This is a genomic window from Orrella marina (assembly GCF_003058465.1).
Classification (GTDB): Bacteria; Pseudomonadota; Gammaproteobacteria; order Burkholderiales; family Burkholderiaceae_B; genus Algicoccus; species Algicoccus marinus.
In genome coordinates, this window is sequence record NZ_CP028901.1 from 2,512,585 (window position 1) to 2,534,968 (window position 22,384).

13 protein-coding genes, 1 tRNA gene and 1 pseudogene are annotated in these 22,384 nt (G+C 55.3%); 11 read left to right on the plus strand and 4 right to left on the minus strand.

The window, feature by feature from the left end:
- Nucleotide 1 precedes the first annotated feature (1 nt).
- A complete protein-coding gene (locus DBV39_RS11390) occupies nucleotides 2-2,248 on the minus strand; it encodes a TonB-dependent hemoglobin/transferrin/lactoferrin family receptor (protein ID WP_159078914.1) in 2,247 nt (748 codons plus the stop codon).
- Nucleotides 2,249-2,617: 369 nt separating this feature from the next.
- Between DBV39_RS11390 and DBV39_RS11395 the strand changes: the two genes are divergently transcribed.
- The 4 genes from DBV39_RS11395 to DBV39_RS11415 all read left to right on the plus strand — a co-directional run bounded on the left by DBV39_RS11395 (nucleotide 2,618) and on the right by DBV39_RS11415 (nucleotide 8,449).
- A tRNA-Lys gene (locus DBV39_RS11395) sits at nucleotides 2,618-2,693 on the plus strand.
- A gap of 742 nt (nucleotides 2,694-3,435) precedes the next feature.
- Nucleotides 3,436-4,200, plus strand: a complete 765-nt coding sequence (gene dsrO, locus DBV39_RS11405) for a sulfate reduction electron transfer complex DsrMKJOP subunit DsrO (RefSeq protein ID WP_108621625.1) — start codon at nucleotides 3,436-3,438, stop codon at nucleotides 4,198-4,200.
- Nucleotides 4,201-4,221: 21 nt separating this feature from the next.
- Nucleotides 4,222-5,250 carry an NrfD/PsrC family molybdoenzyme membrane anchor subunit gene (gene nrfD / locus DBV39_RS11410; RefSeq protein ID WP_108621626.1) on the plus strand — a complete coding sequence of 343 codons (1,029 nt, stop codon included), beginning with the start codon at nucleotides 4,222-4,224 and terminating at the stop codon, nucleotides 5,248-5,250.
- 25 nt (nucleotides 5,251-5,275) lie between these two features.
- Nucleotides 5,276-8,449, plus strand: coding sequence for a tetrathionate reductase subunit A (locus tag DBV39_RS11415; protein ID WP_108621627.1), 3,174 nt, complete (start codon nucleotides 5,276-5,278; stop codon nucleotides 8,447-8,449).
- A gap of 111 nt (nucleotides 8,450-8,560) precedes the next feature.
- On the opposite strand, the gene DBV39_RS11420 is transcribed toward DBV39_RS11415, so the two are convergent.
- Nucleotides 8,561-10,456 (minus strand): potassium transporter Kup, encoded by a 1,896-nt coding sequence (locus DBV39_RS11420; protein WP_108621628.1) that lies wholly within the window; start codon nucleotides 10,454-10,456, stop codon nucleotides 8,561-8,563.
- Nucleotides 10,457-10,844: 388 nt separating this feature from the next.
- Here DBV39_RS11420 and DBV39_RS11425 point away from each other — a divergent pair, with 388 nt between their 5' ends.
- The 3 genes and pseudogenes from DBV39_RS11425 to DBV39_RS11430 all read left to right on the plus strand — a co-directional run bounded on the left by DBV39_RS11425 (nucleotide 10,845) and on the right by DBV39_RS11430 (nucleotide 14,001).
- On the plus strand, nucleotides 10,845-11,429 hold the full coding sequence (locus tag DBV39_RS11425) for an IMPACT family protein (protein WP_108621629.1): 585 nt from the start codon (nucleotides 10,845-10,847) through the stop codon (nucleotides 11,427-11,429).
- Nucleotides 11,430-11,577: 148 nt separating this feature from the next.
- Nucleotides 11,578-11,802 (plus strand): annotated as a pseudogene (locus DBV39_RS20720) (shikimate dehydrogenase); the annotation flags it as partial.
- A 573-nt stretch (nucleotides 11,803-12,375) separates the two neighbouring features.
- The gene (locus tag DBV39_RS11430) at nucleotides 12,376-14,001 is read left to right on the plus strand and encodes a GMC family oxidoreductase (protein WP_227870928.1); all 1,626 of its coding nucleotides are present in this window, start codon (nucleotides 12,376-12,378) and stop codon (nucleotides 13,999-14,001) included.
- A gap of 86 nt (nucleotides 14,002-14,087) precedes the next feature.
- On the opposite strand, the gene DBV39_RS11435 is transcribed toward DBV39_RS11430, so the two are convergent.
- On the minus strand, nucleotides 14,088-15,014 hold the full coding sequence (locus tag DBV39_RS11435; protein WP_227870603.1) for an NAD(P)-dependent oxidoreductase: 927 nt from the start codon (nucleotides 15,012-15,014) through the stop codon (nucleotides 14,088-14,090).
- A 98-nt stretch (nucleotides 15,015-15,112) separates the two neighbouring features.
- Nucleotides 15,113-18,610 (minus strand): indolepyruvate ferredoxin oxidoreductase family protein, encoded by a 3,498-nt coding sequence (locus tag DBV39_RS11440; protein WP_108621631.1) that lies wholly within the window; start codon nucleotides 18,608-18,610, stop codon nucleotides 15,113-15,115.
- Between the two features lie 238 nt (nucleotides 18,611-18,848).
- Between DBV39_RS11440 and DBV39_RS11445 the strand changes: the two genes are divergently transcribed.
- The 4 genes from DBV39_RS11445 (at nucleotide 18,849) to DBV39_RS11460 (ending at nucleotide 22,379) form a co-directional block, all read left to right on the plus strand.
- Nucleotides 18,849-19,673, plus strand: coding sequence for an alpha/beta fold hydrolase (locus tag DBV39_RS11445; protein ID WP_108621632.1), 825 nt, complete (start codon nucleotides 18,849-18,851; stop codon nucleotides 19,671-19,673).
- A gap of 297 nt (nucleotides 19,674-19,970) precedes the next feature.
- Entirely contained in the window at nucleotides 19,971-20,447 is a 477-nt protein-coding gene (gene bfr / locus DBV39_RS11450; RefSeq protein ID WP_108621633.1) for a bacterioferritin, read from the plus strand.
- Nucleotides 20,448-20,598: 151 nt separating this feature from the next.
- Nucleotides 20,599-20,751 carry a (2Fe-2S)-binding protein gene (locus tag DBV39_RS11455; protein ID WP_265416000.1) on the plus strand — a complete coding sequence of 51 codons (153 nt, stop codon included), beginning with the start codon at nucleotides 20,599-20,601 and terminating at the stop codon, nucleotides 20,749-20,751.
- A 410-nt stretch (nucleotides 20,752-21,161) separates the two neighbouring features.
- Nucleotides 21,162-22,379 carry a M20 aminoacylase family protein gene (locus tag DBV39_RS11460; protein ID WP_108621635.1) on the plus strand — a complete coding sequence of 406 codons (1,218 nt, stop codon included), beginning with the start codon at nucleotides 21,162-21,164 and terminating at the stop codon, nucleotides 22,377-22,379.
- Nucleotides 22,380-22,384: the final 5 nt, after the last annotated feature.

The following is a 22,384-nucleotide window of genomic DNA, read 5'->3' on the forward strand; positions in this document are numbered from 1 at the left end:
TTCAGTATTGGTATGTGAATGAAACTGCGAAGTTGCGGCCCGGTTGTGTGTAGGCATCCAGAGGGCGAGCGATCGGATTGACACCGGCTGTGGGCACGTCAAGTGCATTCCAGTACGTCTTGTCAAACAGGTTGAACACACCCGCCTGCACAGTCAATCCTTTGACTTCAGATGGTCTCCAGTATGCGGTCAGGTCCACGAGGCCATAACCGGGTGCCTTGAAGTCAGGATTGGGGTGGGTTGCCGTTGCGTTCGGATAGGCGACATTGCTGCGCTCTGCGGCCGCAGTAACTTGTGCCCTTGCCCCCCACTCCTGTGCGGAGTAGGCAACACCAAAAATTGCGGTCAGCGGTGCAACCGAGTTCAGGTAAGTATCTGTTGCCCGGTCCTTTCCAACCGTCCATGCCAGCGATCCGAATACGCTCCAGTTGCTGTGAAAATTCCACTCACCCCGAGCTTCGACACCATAAATACGGACATCCGCAAGGTTTTCATAGCTCTGGATGAAAAACGGATACTGGCGAGTCCCCGGACCCGTGACAGATTCGATGAAATTTGTGTAGGTATTATCGAAATAGGTCAGCGATCCTTTGACAGCCTGATTGTCATACTTCGCACCAAACTCCCAGCCACGGCTCTTTTCCGGGTCAAGGTTGGGATTTCCCTGCACCAGGTAGGTTCCGGGTGATCCAAAGCGGCTGTAGAGTTGTGTGGCAGTGGGAGCATTAAAGCCTGTGGCGTACTGCGCATAGACACTGAGGTCCTTGATTGGCTTCCACGTAACCATCAGCTTGGGCGACCATGCCTGCCCACTTGAGTTGGGCAGGTTTGTTGCGTTCGGGTTGGACGAGAAGCTACCAGAGTTGTCCGGCGAAAAACTGTAGTCGTCGTAGCGTATGGCGGGGGTTACAAGAAAAGTGTCATCTGCAAACCCGATAGTGTTCTGTAGCCAGAGTCCGTATTGATTTCCGTCAGTATTTGGAATATCAGACTGATTGATGTGAAAGAAGTAGCATGACGAGAAAGGACGCACTACTGGCGGGCATGAGTCCCGACCACCAACATACTGTGTCAGGCGTGTCGTATAGAGCTCGGCTCCTCCCTCCCAAAACTGGCTCACCGAACCGCTAATCGACTTGGTCATGTCAAGACTCAGGCCATAGGTCGTCTCTTCGATCGAATTACCCCGAAAGTACGGACCCTGAGGAGTCGTTCTGCGGTTGGCATTCAGATCACTCGACAGTTTGACATCCTGCCAGTAGGCCTGCGCCGCAAATGTGTCGATGATGGCGCTTGAATCGGCTGCCGCCCAGGCATAGTCCAGTGCAATACTCTGGCGCGTGGTTTCCTCTGTCAGGTAGCTCTGGCCGGGAAAGTATGTGGCGGGATTGGCTGTCAGGTCCGTGATGTCGTCATTACGGTTGAAGTAGCTTGCCGTCAGACCAAGTTTATGCCCACCGTCAATTGCCTGCTGCAACTTCAACAGATAGTTCTGTTGAACGTAGTTGTCGGGGTTGGGCTCCGTACGACTTGTTCCGTAGCCACCGACATTGCCTTGATTGATGGTCTCGTGGCCTTGCTGAACACCAGCCTGCAGCAACCAGCTGAACCCCTTGTCATTGCGAGCCGCGAACGCACCATTGAGCAGCCAGCTGTTGTCCACCGAGTAATAGCCAGTCTTGAGCAGCGCACCAAAAGGCTTGCCATCGCGCAGCAGATCACCTGGATTCAGGGTGCGCACGTCAACGACACCACCAAGAGCACCAGAGCCAACCGAACTAGAATCCGAACCCCGGATGACATCTATCTGATTCAACGAGTTGAAATCCAGCGTATTCAGTCCACCGGCCACTCCACCCTGATCACCACGAACATCAGTCAGATAAGACTGACGAATTCCATCGATACGCGTGAGAACTCGCGTTCCCTCCAGTCCCCGGATGTTGATGCTTTTCGTGGTGGTGTTGTAGTTAACACCTGGCTCGGCGCGAGAGCCGAACTGAGACCAGTTCAGTATCTGGAGCGAATCAAGCTCCGAGCGGCCAGTCTGAGTTGCCCACGGGGTTTCCTGGCTCGATGATTCGCCCATCACTGTAATCGCGTCAAACGCCTGCGCCGCTGATGCACCCTGAGCACTCTCCTGCTGAACCGTGACCCCTTGCGCCATGACACCCGCAGCAGACAAAGCGAGCGGCAATGCGGCCAGACTGAATCCAGCTCCCCGTATTTTTATTCCTGAAATGTTCATGGTTATCGAATTTGAATTAGTGAGATCGTAAGGAAAATGCAAGATTTTGTAAATAGTGATGCGAATGATACGAATTCTCATTTGTTTTTGCAACTAAAAAACTAACTAATCCTTGCTACTCAGGCTCAGTAGTATCGATATGACTTGATTGATCTCAAAAAAAATATAATTTTTCAGTTACTTGCAGCTTGCAAAATAAAATGATTACCTGACCAAACTTGTCTGCAAGCAAACAATCCCAACTAATGTCATAATTCGGTTTCCAAAATTTCTCACCCGCCTGTCAATAGTCACAAGACGATTCGGCCGGTTCAGTCGTCAGAGCGATTTGACATGAGAAAAAAAACGGGTGATAATTTATGGCTTGATGGGTCGGTAGCTCAGTCGGTAGAGCAGCGGACTTTTAATCCGTTGGTCGTGGGTTCGAGTCCCACCCGACCCACCAAATCAAACACTTGGCCCGGCTCTTGCAGTCGGGCTTTTTGTTTTGAAATTCAAGTTTCTCAGGCCAAGTTCTTGAGTTCAGGTTGTTGTCGGATCAGTTTCACGCCGTCAGTTCATGTAAGCACTTTGTAAGCAGCACACCATGACCGCCGCGAGACGACCATCACCTGCGACGAATGAGAAGTCGTTTACCGTCGCGCGTCCTGAACGCCCCCCACCAGTCGTGGTCGCCACGCCTTACCAACAACCCACTCAGCACGGCCTCATTGCCCTCTCATTGGTTCTTGAGCCAGCACAAGCCCAGAGGCAGCATATCGAGAGCATATCGAGCTGCCCTCAGACCCAGAACAGTCTGATTCAACGGACAAGCTATCCCGTCAACGACAACTTGCATCTGATGGTCTGTGATTCGACACACAGACCAGGCCGTTTGCCGTTCGCCATTTGCCCGGCAAAATACACACAAGCCAAGCCGCAGCCAATTGAAGACCTGCCGAGATAACAGCGGATTTTCCCTGACTGGATGCCCCCTTGCCGAAATCAGCCGACGTCACCTGAGCACCACTATGCGGCTCATCAGAACGAGCGGACCCTGTCGTGCCTCCTGCCAAACTGACGGCAACTTGATATATCTCAATCAGGGTTTACCCTTTTTGGCATAACGTTATATCTAACAGTTATTAAGACAAATCCACGACGACAATTCGCCTTCACACCAGCGGATTCCAATTCAAAGAATCGACATGATGCAAAACAAAGAGCTGCGCCGCGTCCCTCAGCAAGGCAAGCGTGGTTTCCTGAAGGGATTGCTTGGCCTGACGGCAAGCGCCACAGTCATTCCTATTCATCCGGCCAACGCCAGTACTCAGCCGCCCAGGCGGCCAGGTATGCCCGGCAAGCGTTTCGGCATGCTTGTCGATTTACGCAAGTGCATTGGCTGTCAGGCATGTACTGTCAGCTGCTCAATGGAGAATCTTCCACCCATTGGTCAGTTTCGCACCACCGTCTTGCAGTACGAGGTTGACATGCCTGATGAAAGCGCACCGGCCATGGTCAGCTTGCCGCGTTTGTGCAACCATTGCGATAACCCACCTTGTGTTCCTGTCTGCCCGGTCCAAGCGACTTTTCAGCGTGAAGACGGCATCGTGCTGGTAGACAACGAGCGATGCGTGGGTTGTGGCTACTGCGTTCAGGCCTGTCCCTACGATGCCCGTTTCATCAATCACGAAACACAGACTGCTGACAAGTGCACCTTCTGTGAGCATCGCCTGGAAGTGGGTCTGCTGCCTGCCTGTGTTGAAAGTTGCGTAGGTGGCGCACGCCTGATCGGTGACCTGAACGATCCGCAGAGCCTGATCTCGCAAACCATTTCCGAGAACCAAGGTGACATCAAAGTACTGAAGCCTGGCATGGGCACTGCCCCGCACGTCTACTACATCGGTATGCCCGACGCGTTTGTCGACGGAATCGACGGTCAGGCAAGCGTACGGCTGGTATCAGATCACTGAAAGGGCGGGAGAAACTGAATCATGCAGATCATTGAATTGCTCACACCCTCCTATGAGGCAGCCTGGCTCCCCTGGGCTGTGCAGTATTTCTTTCTAATCGGTATTTGCGCAACGACAGCAATCATGGCCACCGCTGCAGCGCTGGCACCTCGTGGTTCGGGAATGAATGCTCTCCTACCCGCTCTGATTGCTGTTTTACTTGTCAGCGCGTTATCTGCACCAGTGTCACTTCTGGCAGACCTGCATCAGCCCGGACGCTTCTGGCATTTTTACGCGCACTTCACGCCGTGGTCCTGGATGTCAATCGGCGCCGTTCTGTTACCGGTTTTTATTATCCTCTCTCTGGCCTTCGTACTTGCGTGGTGGTTACAGCGCACGACATTACTTAAGGTGACAGGCGTGTTGCTGGCCATGTCCGCTGCCTCCATACTGGTATACACCGGTGCAGAGATCATGGCCGTGCGCTCACGCCCTTTGTGGAGCACACCGTTTCTGCCCGTGAACCTGGCACTGACGGGATGGCTAGCCTCCATCGGAGCACTACTGCTGGTTGCACGCTGGCTACCGGGCGGCCTCAAAGCGCTGCCACAGGACACTGTACGCAAACTGAGCCTCTCGGCTGTTGGCGCCCTGATCATCAGTGCTGGCCTGTGGGTAGCATCCGGCCTGACGGGATACGACTCGTCCTTTGGTGCTGCGTTCGAGCTGTTCAGGACCTACGACGTGTGGCGTTTCAGCATGTTCGGATCCGCCGCCGCTGGCCTGATCATTCTGCTCTTGTTGTTCGCGCCAGCTCAACGCCATACCGCCCCTGGCTACTCACTACTCATTGCCGGCGCCATGCTGGCAACAGCATGGACGTTCCGCTGGATTCTGTTCATGGCAGTTCAGGGTGTACCCAAGTACGGTGCAGGCCTTTACCTGTACAGCATGCCACTGGGAAGCGATGGCCTGCTTGGAATGATCGGTGTGCTGGGCCTGTGCATCGCCTTGATTGCCATGGTGAGCATGGCCTATCAAATCCTTCGCGCGCCCGTGTCGCTGCGCTGACGAACCAAGATAACCGGACGTATCCATGAGCAACAGTAAAGACCCCAACAACGATTCGAGCAAATCCCCTTCATCTCCGGTCGACACAGAACGTCGCTCGCTGATGCTGCGGGGAGGCGTGGCTGCTGGCGGCCTGGCTGCCTTTGCTGCCGGCTACGGGGAAACCGTGGCAAAAGCAGCAAAAGGACTCATATCGGGCACCGCCGGTGGGCCGACTGCTCACGCGGTACGCGGGAATTCACTCACTCCTGAGTTTCGCATCGACCCTGTCAGCGGCTTGCTCAGCACCCAGCCTGGCCAGGTCGTCAGTCCGTCCAGTTGTCTGGGCTGCTGGACGCAATGCGGGGTGCGTGTACGGGTTGACACGACCACCAACAGCATCATCCGAACGGCTGGCAACCCATACCATCCGTTGGCCACCACCCGCCCAGCCCCCATGGAAAAACCTGTACGCGAGGTTTATGCAACGCTCGGGGGAGATGCAGGATACGAAGGCCGGGCCACTGCGTGCGCACGCGGTTCTTCCATGCTCGAGCAACAGAAAAGCCCTTACCGGGTAACCCAGCCACTCAAACGTGTGGGACCGCGCGGTTCCGGTCAGTGGGAAACGATCTCCTTTGAACAACTGGTGCGCGAGGTATGCGAAGGCGGCGATCTGTTTGGGGAAGGCCATGTTGACGGATTTCGCGCCCTGTACGACCATAAAACCCTGATCGATCCAGAGAACCCCGAGTACGGTCCCATTGCCAACCAGCTCGTTGTGAACGATTCCGCCAACGAGGGGCGTACCGGAATCCTGCGACGGTTTGCTGAGCAGTCGTTCGGAACAGTCAACTGGAGCAATCACGGTTCATACTGCGGCCAGTCTCGCCGGGTGGGTATGGGTGCCATGCTGGGAGACCTGCGCGGCCTGCCGCACGGCAAGCCAGACTGGCAACGCGCTCGTTTTGGACTTTTCATCGGTGCCGCACCGGCGCAATCTGGCAATCCGTTCCAACGCCAGGGTCGTGAACTGGCCGAAGCCCGCTCACGCAAGGTGAACACCTTCCGCTACGTCGTGGTATCCCCCATTTTGCCGACATCGTCGAGCCTGGCATCAGGCTCGGGCAACCGCTGGCAGCCTGTGTTGCCGGGTACGGACCTGGCGCTGGTCATGGGAATGATCCGCTGGATCCTTGAGAACGAACGCTACGATGCCAAATCGTTGTCGCAGCCTGGCCCTGCTGCCATGCAAGCCGCTGGCGAAGCATCGTGGACCAATGCAACCCACCTGCTGGTTGCAGACCCTGACCACCCACGTTTCGGAACATTTATCCGTGGAACCGACTTGGGCTGGGCAGCACCTGCCGACGAAAAAGCAGCCGATGTGTATGTTGTGAAACTGGCTGATAATAGTCTGGTGCCGCATACGCATCCCACCGCGGCCACCCTTTTTGTGGAAGACACGCTCATCTTGCGTGACCCTGATGGCAAAGAGACACCTGTGAAGGTTGCATCGTCTCTTGCCATGTTGCGCCAACACGCGCAGCGCAAGACACTGCAGGAGTACGCAGTATTGTGTGGCGTGCCACAAAAGGATATAGAAGCTCTGGCAAGTGAGTTCACGAGCTACGGCAAGCAAGCGGTGGCTGACACACACGGCGGCAGCATGAATGGTTCAGGCTTTTATACGGCCTATGCCATTGGCATGCTCAACACACTGGTGGGCAACCTGAATGTGGCGGGCGGCCTGGTACTGGATGCAGGTCCCTTTGGACCATTTGGACCAGGTCCTCGATACAACTTTGCGAAGTTCGAGGGTCGTATAGCAGGCAAAGGTGTCGCCCTCTCCCGACACCGCTTCCCCTATGAGAAAACCAGCGAGTTCCGCCGCAAGCAAGCCCAAGGACTATCACCCTATCCGGCGAAAGCACCCTGGTATCCTGCTGTGGGGGCGTTGAGCAGCGAAATGATTGCATCTGGTCTGGCTGGCTACCCTTACAAGGCCAAGATCTGGCTCAACCACATAAGCAATCCAGTGTACGCCATTCCCGGATTTCGCAACGTGGCACTCGACAAGTTGAAAGACCCGAAAGTGCTCCCGCTTTTTGTGTCGGTAAACCCGTTCATCAACGAAACCAACGCGTTCGCCGACTACATTGTCCCTGATACAGTGACCTACGAGAGCTGGGGCATTTCCGCCCCATGGGCTGACGTCATTGCCAAATCCTCGACAGTACGCTGGCCAACCGTAGAGCCAGCCGTTGAGAAAACAGCCGATGGACAGACCATCTCGCTGGAAGTGTTCCTGATTGCCGTTGCCCGCAGCCTGGGCATGCCTGGATTTGGCGACCAAGCCCTCGCAGACAATCAGGGTGGACTGCACGATCTGAACACACCGGAAGACTTCTATCTGCGCGCCATGGCCAATATGGCGTATGCCGGTGGGGATGTGGTTGGGGATGCGTCTGACGACGACATGGAAGTAACGGGCGTCGACCGTTTCCGCGATAGCATGCAAGCGAGCCTTAAACCGGAGGAATGGCGAAAGGTAGCAATGCTGATGACTCGTGGTGGGCGATTTGACTCGCTGGAATCAGCATGGAAGGGTGACCACATTCGCAAGGCGCATACACCTGCGCTACAAATCTGGAACGAAGAGATCGCAAACATGCGCCATTCGATGACTGGCGAGCGACTGAACGGCTGTCCAACCTGGTACCCCACCCGACTGGCAGACGGTCAGAACATGCGCGACCAGTTCGACCCGGACACATGGCCAATGCTCATGACGTCCTACAAATCCAACCTCATGAGTTCCATGTCGATTGGCGTAGAGCGCCTGCGCCAGGTCCACCCCCACAACCCGGTGTCTGTCAACCGTAACGATGCTGCCAGACTCGGTATTCGCAATGGGGATCGTATACAGGTGTCATCGCCTGGCAGCCGCATTGAGGGAGTTGCCGTTGTGCGAGATGGTATCGCAGAAGGAGCGATTGCCGTTGAGCATGGCTACGGTCACCGCGAACTCGGTGCACGATCGCACAAAATCGACGGGAATCAGACCGCCTCCAGCTCAGCGCTGTCGGCCGGGGTGAACCTGAACGACCTTGGTTTCCGGGATCCAACCAGAGGACCAGATGGCAACATCTGGATTGACTGGGTCTCTGGCGCAGCCGTACGCCAGGGGCTGCCAGTTCGTGTGAGCAAGCTAGCCTGAGTCGAGATCAGTTTGATGGGGCAGTGACCTGTTCGGTCGCAGCACCATCTATTTAAACGAAGACCGTGCAGCTGACGGCCTCCTCTAGAATCGATCGGGCAGCCGCTTTCGTTAGATGATCAGTCTCTCACCTATTTCGACAACTCTGGCGGGCGGCATCTGAAACAGTCGCCACTGCGCAGGTACATTGCGAAACATGAAGATGAAAAGGTTCTTGCGCCAGACACTCCATCCATCTCCTTTCTGAGCGACCAAGGACCAGCGGTTGATGAGATAGCCGTAGCGTTCCTCAGGATCATCGGCCGGAAACAGCTGTGACAGGACCGCCGGAATCTCGATCGAGTCTCGATAGCCGTATCGAAGAATCAGAGAGTAAAGACCATGGTCGACCGGCGTCAGTTCAAACCGACGAGACGCTGCAACAAACGGCACTTCCTCCACATGAACAGTCAGACAGATCACCTTCTGTGGCAAAGCATGCATTCGCTGGGCCAGCAGGATCATGGCCGGCGGCGTGTAATGTTCGTCACTGGTCAGAAACACCGCCGTCCCTTTGCCGCGAAAGAGATTCATGTCCTCGATGCCGCCGACAAAGTCCTTGAGCAGCAGACTATTCGCACTCTCGTGCGCAACGATTCTTTCGACGCCACGAGACCAGATCATCATCACCATCATGATGACGACCGACAGCGATACGGGAAACCAGCCACCGTCAAGAATCTTGAACGCGTTCGCAGAAAAAAACAAACTATCGATCATCAGAAATGGCAGTGCACCCAGAATCGCCCGTGACCAATGCCATTTGCGCACACGGATCACCACCGCTATGGCAAACAGATCGGTGATCACCATGGTGCCCGTGACGGCAATGCCATAGGCGCCACCCATCGCATTGGATGACTGAAAGTACAATACCAGCATGACAACGAGTGCCAGCATGATCCAGTTGGTCGCAGGAATATAGATCTGTCCAGCATTCGACAAGGATGTATGCAGGACCGTCATTCGTGGAATTGCACGCAACTGGATCAGCTGTTGCGTCATCGAAAATACGCCTGAAATGACCGCCTGCGACGCAACCACCGTCGCGACTGTCGCAAGCAATATCAACCCGTGAAGAGCCCAGTCAGGTGCCATCCTGAAAAACGGGTTGTGAATATTCTCCGGGGACTGCAAGACCAGCGCGCCCTGACCGAGATAGTTCAGAACCAGCGCAGGAAATGCAATCAGGATCCACGCCCTCTGAATAGGCTTGGCACCAAAGTGCCCCATGTCCGCATAAAGGGCTTCGGCACCTGTCATACAGAGCACCACCGCACCCAGAAGAAAGAAGCTCAACACGGCATCCGTTTGGATGAAGATCAAGGCATGCAGCGGATTGATGGCGGCGAGCACGCGAGCATCCTGAGCAATCGAGTAGATCCCAAGCAATGCCAGCACCAGAAACCAGAGCAGCATGATGGGACCGAATGCTCGAGAAAGCCGCTCTGTCCCCTGTTTCTGGACAAGAAAGAGGGCCACCAGAATGACGAGTGAAACCGGAACCACATACAGGGACAACGCAGGTGAGATCGTCTCGAGCCCCTCGACTGCAGACACCACGGATATCGCTGGCGTAATCACACCGTCTCCGTAAAAAAGCGCGGCACCAACCAGACCGAGTGGTACAAACCAGCGCCGCAGACGTCCGCCACGGACTGCCTTGTTCACCAGCAAGGTCATCAGTGCCACAATGCCTCCCTCGCCCTCGTTATCAAAACGCATGATGAAGATCACATATTTGATCGTGACGACCAGGATCAGTGCCCACACAAAGAGCGACAAAACACCAAGGACATTCTCTGGAGTGGGTGCAACCGGATGGGTTGGGTTGGCAAACACCACCTCGAAAGCGTAAAGCGGACTGGTTCCGATATCACCAAAGACAACGCCAAGCGCTCCAATTACAAGCGCGAGCAACTTCCCGCTCGTTGCAACCTCTGATGAGTCACTACTTTTTACGTTCATTGCGTTTGACTTGATTAGTTTGGTTTAGCCCGATTGGTGCGAACAGCCTGTCAGATAATCTCCACGATAGCTTCACAGCCACAAAACTCATGTCCTGAAGTGAGGTACGCACGACATGCCCGCACTACCAGAGTGCATCACCGCATCAGTCATTTGATCACGCTTGGTAGCATAGGGCCTGAAACTCGAATCACAATCGTTTTCTGAGGTAACGATCATTCGTTACTCTGAACTGTCAGAATTCAGCCACACCGAGCAGCGGGGTCCACCATAATTCTCGCCATGCAAGGCATGTCGTCATCAAACGCTCGTCTAACAAGTGCGAGACGCAAGGATTGTTCGCCAACCGGACAACCGCTTGAGACATCAGCATCAGGAACCACCATCAATGTCAATGAGCATTTCCGAAACAGGGCGTAGTGAACTCATCATCAAGAAGAGTCGATTCATCGGAATGGTCTGCCCCGTCGACAGCCGGAAGCAGGCGGTCCAGGTCATATCTGAGCTCAAGGCAGAACATCCGAGTGCTGCCCACATCTGCTGGGCGCTGATGGCTGGAGGCGACTCCGCCGCAGTCGATGATGGTGAACCATCCGGCACGGCAGGCAGGCCCATGCTGGAAGTGCTCCGGCACCAGAATCTTGAGGGGGTGTTGGCAACCGTGGTGAGGTATTACGGTGGCGTAAAACTGGGAGCGGGCGGCCTGGTCCGTGCGTACACTGATGCAGTGGTCCAGGCGCTTGCAAGCACCACACCGGTTGAACGAATTCAATGGAGTCGGATACGGTGCCGAGTGCCTTACGCCCACGAAGGAACGGTTCGCCAAGAGATCACGATCCATGACGCTGAGATCGAACATGCCGGCCATACAGAAGACGTTCTGCTCGTTATCAGAGTGCCGCGTCAGTATGTAGGACGCCTAAAAAGCGCCATTGACAACCTGAGTCACGGTCGCACAATCTGGGACGATTGATTCACCTCGGAGCAAGAGATTCTCCGTCAGACACAGTCCAGAGCAAACTCTGCCTTTCATGAGCGACCAAACCCTATACTGAAAGTGCTGTACGGCAAGGGCGTTAACGACGCGCAATTTTCAATTCGCAGAACAGGAACCGAAGGCAATGTATATCGACGGAACCACACGCGTGTATGCAATCGTGGCGGACCCGATTGAGCAGGTCAAAACGCCCCAGTCTATCAATGCCGCTTTCCGGGCGCGCGGATTCAATGGCGTGCTGGTTCCAGCGCATGTTTCGCCAGAGAATCTTCGCATATTCTTTCAGGGAGTGAAGACGATCAATAATTTTGATGGTCTCATCGTTACTGTTCCCCACAAGCAGGCGGCCGCACTTCTATGCGACGAAATCTCCGTCGCGGCGCAGATGACAGGCGCGGTCAACGTCGTTCGCAAGGAAGAAAGTGGCCGACTGGTCGGTGACATTCTGGATGGAAAAGGATTCGTGGATGGTCTTCTCCTCAATGATATACGCCCTGCCGACAAGAAGGTGTTTCTTGCTGGCGCGGGCGGCGCAGCCAGTGCGATCGCATTCGCATTGGCACACTCAGGCGTGTCTGCTCTCGGTCTGTACAACAGAACCGTGAGCAGGGCGCGCGACCTTCAGTCAAGGCTGAACAAAGCATTTCCCGACTTGCACGTTGCGATGGCCGGAAGCAGCCCTGAAGGATATGACCTGATCGTGAATGCGACCTCACTTGGCATGAATGAAGCAGACCCACTCCCCTTGAACGCCGACCAGTTAGATGAGTCACAGATCGTTGCCGAAGTCATTATGCAACCGGAAATCACGGCACTACTTCAGACGGCAAAACAGCGCGGTTGCAGAATCCAGCCAGGACGTCCAATGCTGAACGCCCAGATTGACCTCATGATCAGTTTCATGGGGCACACGGACATAATCATGGTTGAAACCGAGTATGACTACGTGATTGTTGGCGGGGGCACCGCTGCCTGCGTGCTTGCAAACAGACTGAGCGCCAACAGCAGTATCCGGGTGTTGATACTTGAAGCTGGCTCCAGGCCTAGAAGTCCCTGGATCAAGATTCCGGCCGGGTTTCCGAGGCTTCTGGTCAATCCCGTCTACAACTGGCGCTTTGAAACCAGACCAGAAGACAACGTGCTTGGCAGAACAATCGCCATTCCGCGCGGGCGAGGACTTGGAGGGTCGACGCTCATCAACGGGATGATCTATGTCCATGGTCAACCCGGGGACTACGACAACTGGCATGAACTCGGAGCGACCGGATGGTGCGCGCAATCGCTAATGCCATATTTCAGGAAACTTGAAAACTACGCACTGGAGAATGTTTCACGCGGCAAGCAAGGTCCGATGCGTGTCGATCAGGTCCGTGAACGGTTCCCGATAGCCAGCCGATTTCTGGAAGCCGCCAGACAAGCAGGCTACCCATACAATGACGACTACAACGGTGAGCAGCAAGATGGTTTTGGCTATTACCAAGTAACGCAGCACCGGTCCGAACGATGGAGTGTTTACGACGGCTATTTGAAACCAGCACTCAAACGCTCAAATCTTGAAGTCAGAACTCACGCATTGGTCACAAAGCTGATCTGCGAGGACGGGGCTTGCAAGGGCGTCTCATACACGAGCAAAGGATTGACTTTTACAGTCAAGGCGCGTCACTCAGTCATTCTCTGCGCAGGTGCTGTGCAGTCCCCCCAGTTGCTGGAAGTATCGGGCATTGGGGATCCGGCCCGGCTGGAGAACTTGGGGATCCCGGTTGTGCTGGCCCGTCCGGGCGTAGGCGAGAACTACATCGACCACTTCGCAACACGCATGAACTGGCGCATTCGTGGCCTGAGAACACTCAACGAGACCGCAAGGGGCGCAGGTCTGGCAAGACCGATTCTGCAGTACATCTTTCGACGACGAGGGATCCTCAGCCTTGGTACTGGACTCGTACACGGATTTGTGCGCACGCGCGCAAACTTGTCGAGCCCGGACGTTCAGTATTTTTTCATGCACGCCAGCTATGCCAATGCTGCTGTCAGAGAGCTCGATCGAGAACCAGGAATGACGCTTGGAGTGGCCGGGCTGCGGCCAACCTCCACGGGATCGATACACATTGACTCACCCGACCCACGGAATCCACCTGCGATTCGTCCGAATTTTCTGGCTACCGATGAGGACCAGCGAACACTTGTCGAAGGGATGAAAATAGCTCGGGCGATTGTGGGAAAGCCCGCCTTGTCCCCCTATATTGACTATGAAATGAACCCTGGTGCCGAAGTTCAAAGTGATGACGAATGGTTGCACTTCGCACGGATGAACGGACAAACCATCTACCACCCGGTCGGAACTTGCCGAATGGGTACAGATACTCATGCAGTGGTTGATCCAAGATTGCGGGTAATTGGAATGCGCGGCCTTCGGGTAGTCGATGCATCCGTATTCCCCGCCATAGTGTCAGGCAACACTCAAGCAGCAGTCATGGCAGTCGCTGAACGCGCCAGTGATTTAATTCTTGAGGACCATCATGAAAATCATGACCTGCCAATCCCAACCTGACTTCCAGTCTCTACACTTAGCCAGCTCCGCGTCTTTCGACCAGTAGATTGCTGGCAAGCACCAACAAATACCTTGCCTGCCCCTACCTAGCTGGCAGTATCGGTCCCGCTCTCATCTGTCACCGGTTTGCCCCATCCTTCCCACAGTTGCACCAGCGAGGCATAGTCCTGCCTTCCCAGTCCTGCACAAGCCGCCATCTCATAAACTGAATGGGTGCTTTGAATGGCAAAGAGCGGAACTCCCAGGGTCTGAGCCAGCCGTAACGCAAGCTCGGAATCCTTGCGCGCGGCATCCAGCGACATCCCGCCCTCATAATCACCTTTGACAACCCGTTCAGCATAGCGATAGGTCAATGGCCGGTGCAGGCCCATCTTGCTGTCTGACAGCAGATCGATCATCTTCTGGGTATTCACGCCGGCTGCAGTTGCCATTGCACCGGCCTCCGCCACTACGACCATGACGGCATGCGCCACCGCGTTGTTGACCACCTTGGCCGCGGCTCCGGCTCCGGACGGACCGAACCGGATCTGACGCGCCGACATCGCCTGCAAGACATCGTCGATACGATCAATTGCACCATCAGAGCCACCGACTGCCAGCATCGCCTCGCCTGATCGCATCTGGGGAACCCCCGCCAGGATCGATGCGTCCACAACCTCGATTCCAAAGGGTCGAGCCTGATCAACGCACACCTGAATATCTTCTGGATTGACGGTACTGGATTCGATGATGACAGTATCCGGATTTAATACTGGAGCGACTTGCCGAATCACCTCTAACGAGATAGACGGCCGAGGCAGACAGAGCACAATGGCGTGAGCGGTGCGAAGCTCGGAAATGTCGTCAATTGCCTGGGCACCCAATGAATCCATTGCGCGCACCACTTGATCACGATTCGGATCATGCACCTTGAGCGCAAACGCACGGGCAAGCTGCTCAGCCACAGCAAACCCCATGTTTCCCAGTCCATACAGTGCCACCACTGGTTTGTTCTTGTCCTCGCTGTCTGTCACGTCCTGTCTCCTGTTCTGATTCTTCCACCTGCTCGCATAGGCCTGTTACAGCAGTTCTCCTGCCCACTGAGTGTCTCTTCTGGCCGGATCGATCGCAGCTACGCCGCCAGCGACTCGGCGCGAGCGACACCGGGACGAACGGTCCCGGAACGAATCGCATCCCATTGCTGCATCGCCATATCAAGCGCCGCCAGCTTGATATGGCCGTAACCACGAACCTGTTCAGGCAGAGCAAGAAGTGCGCCAACATCGACTGTTTCAAGCAGGGCCGGATTTCTGGACAATTCTTCGAGCAGTGCGATGTACTGATCTCGCCACTGTCGCTCAAGCTTGCGCTCCTCTGTACGAGAGAAGGGGTCAAGCGGCGTTTCCCGCAGGAACTGCGCTTTGGCCAGCCCTTTCATAAGTCTCTCCATCCAGACACCATACTCACGTTTCTTTGTCGGTTCGGATCTGGACAGGGTCGGCGCAGCCAGGTGGTACGTCACCTTCACGTTCTCACCGAACTCACGTGCCAGCGTAGAGCGAAACTTCGCATCAGTCAGCAAACGGGCAACTTCGAACTCGTCCTTGTACGCCATCACCCGGTAAAGCTCTCTCGCGGCTGTGACAGTCATTTTCTCTGGCAACACAGCCTGGACCGACTCGATCAGGTTCTGATAGCGACGCGCGTAAGTGCCATTCCAGTACTGTTTCAGACGGCGGGCACGGTCCTGCACGATTTCCGGAACAGTCTCAAGTCGAGACGGCTCGCGCACATCGCCCAGAAGCTCGTGGATCATGTCAGGAGAGCTTGCGAGATGACACCCCAGACGGAATGCTTCCTGGTTCTTGTCTACCGAGGCGCCATTCATCTCGATCGCCCGGGCGATACTTTCACGGTGCAGTGGTATCAGCCCTTTCTGCCAGGCCATACCCAGCAGCAACTGATTCGCGTAAATGGCATCCCCAAGCAAATGCACAGCCAGTTGCGCTGCAGGGACGGTCAGCAGCTGCCCTTGGGACAGCTGCCCTTTGACCCGAGTCAGAAGCGTGCGCACGGGTGTCAGCCAGTCGCGCGAGCGAATGAACTGGGCTGTTGGCGTACCATCCTGATTAACGATGGCGATACCGTCTGGCTTCAGACGCGAAAGGGTTGCAGAATGCCCCGCCACCACAGGATCTGCGCTGATTAACAGATCGCACATTTCCTCCGCAACCTTGGTGGCCGAAATTTCTCCATCATGGGTGGCAAGCTGAACGTACGAATAAACCGTTCCACCCTTTTGGGCCATACCCCCCATATCCATGACCCGCACCGCTTTTTTCTCGATGTGGGCGGCCATGCCAACCAAGGCGCCAATGGTGATGACGCCCATTCCGCCCACACCGCCCAGCACGATTCTGATTGGTTGCTGCAGTTCTGGTAACTGCGGAGCCTGCGGCCACCCTTCAGGAATCTGTTTTCGGTTGGCGCGAACGGTGACACTTCTGGCATCAACTGTCACAAAGCTCGGACAGAACCCCTTCACACATGAGAAGTCTTTGTTGCAGCTACTTTGATTGATCTTTCGCTTGATGCCCAGTTCTGTCTGGACCGGTTCGACTGAAAGACAATTGGACTGTGTGGAGCAGTCACCACAGCCCTCACAGACCTCCGGATTGATGTAAGCCCTGATGGCAGGATCGGGATATGCGTCACGCTTGCGGCGACGGCGCTTCTCGCTTGCGCAAGTCTGGGCAAAGATCAACGCGGTCGCGCCCTTGACCTCGCGCAACTCCCGCTGAACAGCATCGAGTTCGTCACGATGGCGCACGGTCACGCCCGGCGCAAGCCCTTCACCAGTCGTATCAATCAACCCGGGCTCATCGCTGACGATCACCGTCTTGCCGACGCCTTCTGCATGAAGCTGCCTGGTCAGACGTGCCACACTCAACACACCGTCGACAGGCTGCCCGCCCGTCATGCCTACTGCGTCGTTGTAGAGAATCTTGTATGTCACATTGACATTTGCGGCCACGGCCTGACGGATCGCCAGCAATCCCGAATGGAAATATGTCCCGTCACCAATATTGACAAACACGTGGGGCTCTTTGGTAAACGGTGCTGCACCGACCCAGCTCGCTCCCTCACCGCCCATCTGGGTAAAGGTTTCAGTTCCCCTGTCCATCATCAGTGCCAGAAAGTGGCAACCAATACCGCCCAGAGCCCGGCTACCTTCAGGCACGCGGGTCGACGTATTGTGAGGACAGCCGCTACAGAAGTAAGCCTTGCGGTCCGCCAGATCCTCCACCCTGAGCGCCTCTCGACGCGCGGTCATCTTCTGAACAGCAGACTGAATTCCCGTCTTCACCTGTTCGGGAAGATCGAGAAGGAGCAAACGCCCGGCAAGCATCAGAGCGATCGGCTCAGGCTGCAGTTCGAAATGACTGATCAGTGGCGCCTCCTCAGTAGTCGTGCTCCACTCCCCCTTTCCTTGTGCACTCTTTCCCACCACAACGGGGCGTAACGAATCAGGCAGCCCATAGAGCTCGTCCTTGATTTGTGACTCCAGAACAGGGCGCTTTTCTTCAACCACAATGAGCTCACGCAGTCCTTTGGCAAACTCGCGTATGCCATGTGGCTCGAGCGGCCAGATCATGCCGACCCGGTACACCTGCAGTCCGATTTCGCGTGCGACCGACTGACTGACCCCCAAGATCCGCAAGGCTTCGATGGTATCGAGATAACCTTTACCGCTCGCTACGATGCCTATCCTGGAGTCAGGCCCACTCCATACAGTCTGGTTAAAGCCGTTAGCCCTGGCGTAGACCAGCGCTCGGGGGAGTTTGTACTGATAGAGTCTCGCTTCCTGCTCGAGCGCCTGATCAGGCCAGCGAATGTTCAGCCCTCCAGCCGGCAACACCAGGTCGTGCGCCAGATCTGGACTGACGCGAGCCAGACTGACGTCCACCGAACTGGATGTTTCGACGATCTCGCTAACGAGCTTCATGGAGGTCCAGATGCCCGCTGCCCTGGACATGGCGACAGCATGCGCACCGAAATCCAGAATCTCCTGAACGGATGTGGGATAAAAGATCGGAATCCCGGTGCCGATCATCACATGTTCAGACTGGTGGGGAATACTGGACGACTTGCAGGAATGGTCATCGCCATAAAGGGCGACCACGCCCCCGTGCCGGGACGTGCCAGCGAGGTTGGCGTGCCGCAAAGCATCTCCCGAGCGGTCCGCCCCGGGGCCTTTTCCGTACCACCAGCCGACCACTCCATCAAACTTGCCCTGGCCCGCCAGTCCTGCCTGCTGGCTGCCCCAGACCGCAGTCGCTGCAAGATCTTCGTTCACTGCCGGACGAAACACCACCTCGTGAGAAGAAAGGTGCTTGCCAGCCTGCCACAGCGACGTATCAAAATTACCCAGTGGCGAGCCTCGGTATCCAGCAACAAATCCAGCAGTGTTCAGATCAGCCTGCCGGTCACGCCGGTGCTGCGAAAGGGCCAGGCGTACCAATGCCTGGATACCTGTCATATAAGCATCACCCTCATCAAGAAGATACTTGTCATCCAGTGACAGATTCATGCTCCTGAAATCCAGCAGCTTTTGGTCTACAGCATCCATTTCCCTGTTCCTGTTCTAATCCAAGACTTGCACGACACTCACGCCCCCCGAGACTCTCGCGACAAGCTGCATCTGGTGTAGCCTGTATCTGCGATGGAGCACCATATTCGCATTCACTGACCAAACAACGTGACTCGGATCGGGTTTTACGTTTATTGTGATCGCCCGAATCACAAACCACAACAAGGGTTTATGTCCCAGCTTGTTTACCGGACGGATAGCGACCCAGGATTCCACGATGAATGATTTTGTCAAGCCGATTGAGGTTAACCTGCCAGATGGCGCCAGACTGATAGGAGAACGGTCAGCAAGCGGACAGCCGGTTCTTTTTATCAGCGGTCTGGCTGGAACAGCCAGATTCTGGCAAGCTTCTACCAACCTGCTGCGCCACCAGCACTGCATCACCTTTGATCAGCGCGGAATCGGCGCCTCAAGCCGAGGCACTGACCCCGTTTCCATCTCGAGGCTGGCACAGGACTGCCTGGCGATTCTGGACTCTGTTGGACTCGACAGCGCACACCTCGTTGGCCATTCGACAGGTGGCTGTATTGCAATGGAACTGGCACTGACCGTCCCGCAGCGCGTACGATCGCTGGTGTTGAGTGCAACCTGGGCCGGTCCTAACAATTACATGAGGGCTTTTTTCAACCTCAGGAAAGACCTGCTACACGCTCAGCCCTCGATTTACGCCCGATTTGGCCCATTCCTCTCTTATCCGAGCGAATGGCTGGACCAGCATCCCGAGTTGATGAACATGCCGGCCCGGGACTGGTCGCAAGAGCGGGTCAGGATTGTCAGTGAGCGTATCGATGCATTACTGGCTTTTGACCGCACTGCAGACCTGGGCCAGATCCGCTGTCCGACACTGGTCATGGGCACACGCGATGACATGGTGGTACCTGAATTCCTGCAACGATCCCTCCTCAGACAGTTACCACATGCCGAGAGCTACTGGTTCGAAAGAGCCGGGCATTTCTACCCTGTGTCAAAGTACGAACAGTTCGCCCGACTGATATCAAGCTGGGTTGACTCGTCAGAACCTTTGGCCCCGCGGTCAGACTGACACTCACTGCGCACAAGCGATGAAACCCGCCCAAGGCGGGGTGCTCGAGTACAAGCCCGGATAGACGCATACAAAGTGTCGGGCTACGATAGATTGAATTCGTAAGGTGCCTTGTGCGGCGCAGTGCAGTCAACTGACAAACGATCTGACAGTAACCGCAGCTTGGACACTCGCGCTTGAGATGACAATTTCAGTTAAGCTCGCCCCCTCAATCGTGAGGAGGTGCTGGCGGGATGCCGTACTCAAACCGGCACATCCACCAGGAACTTCTCACTCTTATCATCACAGGAGTCCAGTATGAAAGGCGACCCACAGGTTATCGCTCACCTCCAGGCCCAGCTCAAGAACGAACTGACGGCTATCAATCAGTACTTTGTGCACTACAGAATGCTCAAGCACTGGGGCCTGGACAAGCTCGCCAGCAAGGAGTACAGCGAATCGATTGGCGAAATGAAACACGCTGACGCGCTGATGGACCGCATCTTTATGCTGGACGGCCTGCCTAATCTCCAGGACCTCGGAAAAATCAATGTCGGTGAAGACGTTCCGGAAATCCTCAACTCGGATCTGACGCTCGAAACAGGCGCGCAATCAACCATCAAAGATGGCATTGCATACTGTGAGACCGTGAGGGATTACGTCTCTCGCGACCTGCTTCAGCACATCCTGGACGATACAGAAGAGCACATCGACTTTCTGGAAACACAGATTGAGTTGATCGGCAAAGTCGGAATTCAGAACTATCTGCAAAGCCAGATGGGATCGATCGACTAATCTCTGAAAAAGCACTTGCAGATGCAAATGAGAATGAGTACTATTGGTTATCTACTAATTTAGTTACTCATTCTCATCTATTTTCATCATGATTGTTTGTGTATGCCGCCGCGTCAGTGACAAGACTATCGCCCAGTGCGCTCGTTCAGGCATGATGTTTGAAGACATCCAGATGGAATATGGCGTGGCTACGCAATGCGGCAAGTGCGAGGACTGCGCCAGGAGCATGTGGAGCGAATGCTGCTCTGGATCGTCGGTTGCTCACGTTCACTACGAAGAACCCGCGAGCAAGATCGCTGCCTGACACAAAAAGCTCTTCCCTGAAACACCGGTGCGGCGAGCCCCTGAACTCTGTGTTTCATGATGAGATGGCGTCCTCTTAAAACAATGCCATAAAAACCCAAGGACTTCACGCATGGACGACACAGATCAGTCGGCCGGTCCTGGTGTGGCATCTCACTACCCCCGCTTAAACCCCGATTCCCCAAAGTAATCTTGTCTGGCACACTTTTCGCTTGACCATGCTCGCGCCAGTCGCATCGTGCACGCCAGCCCAACTTTCAATTTTCGTACTGACAAGCGCAACCTTGAAGCCACTTTGCCGGCTCCACCCCGCATTCTGTGCGGTTTTACGGAACAGTCACATCGTAATAACATTCACCATGGGACATCATATGTCCTCAGTTTTTTCAAGCGTATCGCTGGAGAGATTTCATGAAGTTGCTAGAACCATTTCTTGAATGGCAAGAAGACATCAAGACTATTCGACGAGATTTGCACGCCCACCCCGAACTCGCATTTCAGGAAGTACGCACCGCAGACAAGGTCGCGGAACTGCTGAGCTCCTGGAACATCCCGATCGATCGTGGCCTTGGCGGCACAGGGGTGGTTGGCATCATCAAGGGAGACCTCGCGGGCGAACGCGCGATTGGCCTGAGAGCCGACATGGATGCGCTACCCATGCAGGAAATCAACAGCTTTGATCATGCCAGTCAACATGAAGGCAAGATGCATGGCTGTGGTCACGACGGTCACACCGCGATGCTGCTCAATGCTGCCAGGTATCTGTCCACTCACCGTAACTTTGGGGGTACGGTCTACCTGATCTTTCAACCAGCTGAAGAAGGTGGTAACGCTGGCGCACGCAAGATGATCGAAGACGGGTTGTTCAAGAAATTTCCCATGGATGCTGTCTTTGGCATGCATAACTGGCCCGGCATGAAAGCCGGACAGTTTGGTGTGACACCGGGTCCAATCATGGCATCGAGCAACCTGTTCTCAATCACGATCGAAGGCAAAGGCACACACGCAGGTATGCCACACCTTGGCAATGACCCGATCATGGCAGCGGTTCAGACCGCCCAGGCGATTCAGACCATCGTGAGTCGCAATCGTCACCCCATGGAAGCGGCAGTGGTCAGCATCACTCAGATCCATGCCGGTAGCGCAACCAATGTGATCCCTAACGTGGCAGAACTCAAGGGCACTGTCCGCACATTCACCACCGAGACGCTGGACATGATCGAAACTCGCATGAACGAGATCATCTCGTCAACGGCCAGAGCGCTGGGATGCGAAGGAACACTGGTGTTCGAACGCAAGTACCCTCCTACGATCAATACTGAAGCCGAAGCCGCTTTGTGCATCGATGTCATGAAAAGCATCGTCGGGCCGGAGAACGTCGACCCCAAAGTCGTGCCGACTATGGGTGCGGAAGACTTTTCTTTCATGTTGCAGGAAGTGCCGGGATGCTACGTGTGGATCGGCAATGGCATGGGCGATCACAGGGATACCGGGCACGGTCTTGGACCGTGCATGCTCCACAATGGATCCTATGATTTCAACGATGAACTGCTACCTCTGGGTGCGACGTACTGGGTCCGACTGGTGGAGTCATGGTTTACCCCGAACAAGGGTAAATCCCCAATATAAAGGCT

What these genes read in the sequence shown, in the direction of transcription:
- DBV39_RS11390 (WP_159078914.1), bottom strand. Translation starts at nt 2,248, where the DNA reads ATGAACATTTCAGGAATAAAAATACGGGGAGCTGGATTCAGTCTGGCC.
- dsrO (WP_108621625.1), top strand. Translation starts at nt 3,436, where the DNA reads ATGATGCAAAACAAAGAGCTGCGCCGCGTCCCTCAGCAAGGCAAGCGT.
- nrfD (WP_108621626.1), top strand. Translation starts at nt 4,222, where the DNA reads ATGCAGATCATTGAATTGCTCACACCCTCCTATGAGGCAGCCTGGCTC.
- DBV39_RS11415 (WP_108621627.1), top strand. Translation starts at nt 5,276, where the DNA reads ATGAGCAACAGTAAAGACCCCAACAACGATTCGAGCAAATCCCCTTCA.
- DBV39_RS11420 (WP_108621628.1), bottom strand. Translation starts at nt 10,456, where the DNA reads ATGAACGTAAAAAGTAGTGACTCATCAGAGGTTGCAACGAGCGGGAAG.
- DBV39_RS11425 (WP_108621629.1), top strand. Translation starts at nt 10,845, where the DNA reads ATGTCAATGAGCATTTCCGAAACAGGGCGTAGTGAACTCATCATCAAG.
- DBV39_RS11430 (WP_227870928.1), top strand. Translation starts at nt 12,376, where the DNA reads ATGGTTGAAACCGAGTATGACTACGTGATTGTTGGCGGGGGCACCGCT.
- DBV39_RS11440 (WP_108621631.1), bottom strand. Translation starts at nt 18,610, where the DNA reads ATGGATGCTGTAGACCAAAAGCTGCTGGATTTCAGGAGCATGAATCTG.
- DBV39_RS11445 (WP_108621632.1), top strand. Translation starts at nt 18,849, where the DNA reads ATGAATGATTTTGTCAAGCCGATTGAGGTTAACCTGCCAGATGGCGCC.
- bfr (WP_108621633.1), top strand. Translation starts at nt 19,971, where the DNA reads ATGAAAGGCGACCCACAGGTTATCGCTCACCTCCAGGCCCAGCTCAAG.
- DBV39_RS11455 (WP_265416000.1), top strand. Translation starts at nt 20,599, where the DNA reads ATGATGTTTGAAGACATCCAGATGGAATATGGCGTGGCTACGCAATGC.
- DBV39_RS11460 (WP_108621635.1), top strand. Translation starts at nt 21,162, where the DNA reads ATGAAGTTGCTAGAACCATTTCTTGAATGGCAAGAAGACATCAAGACT.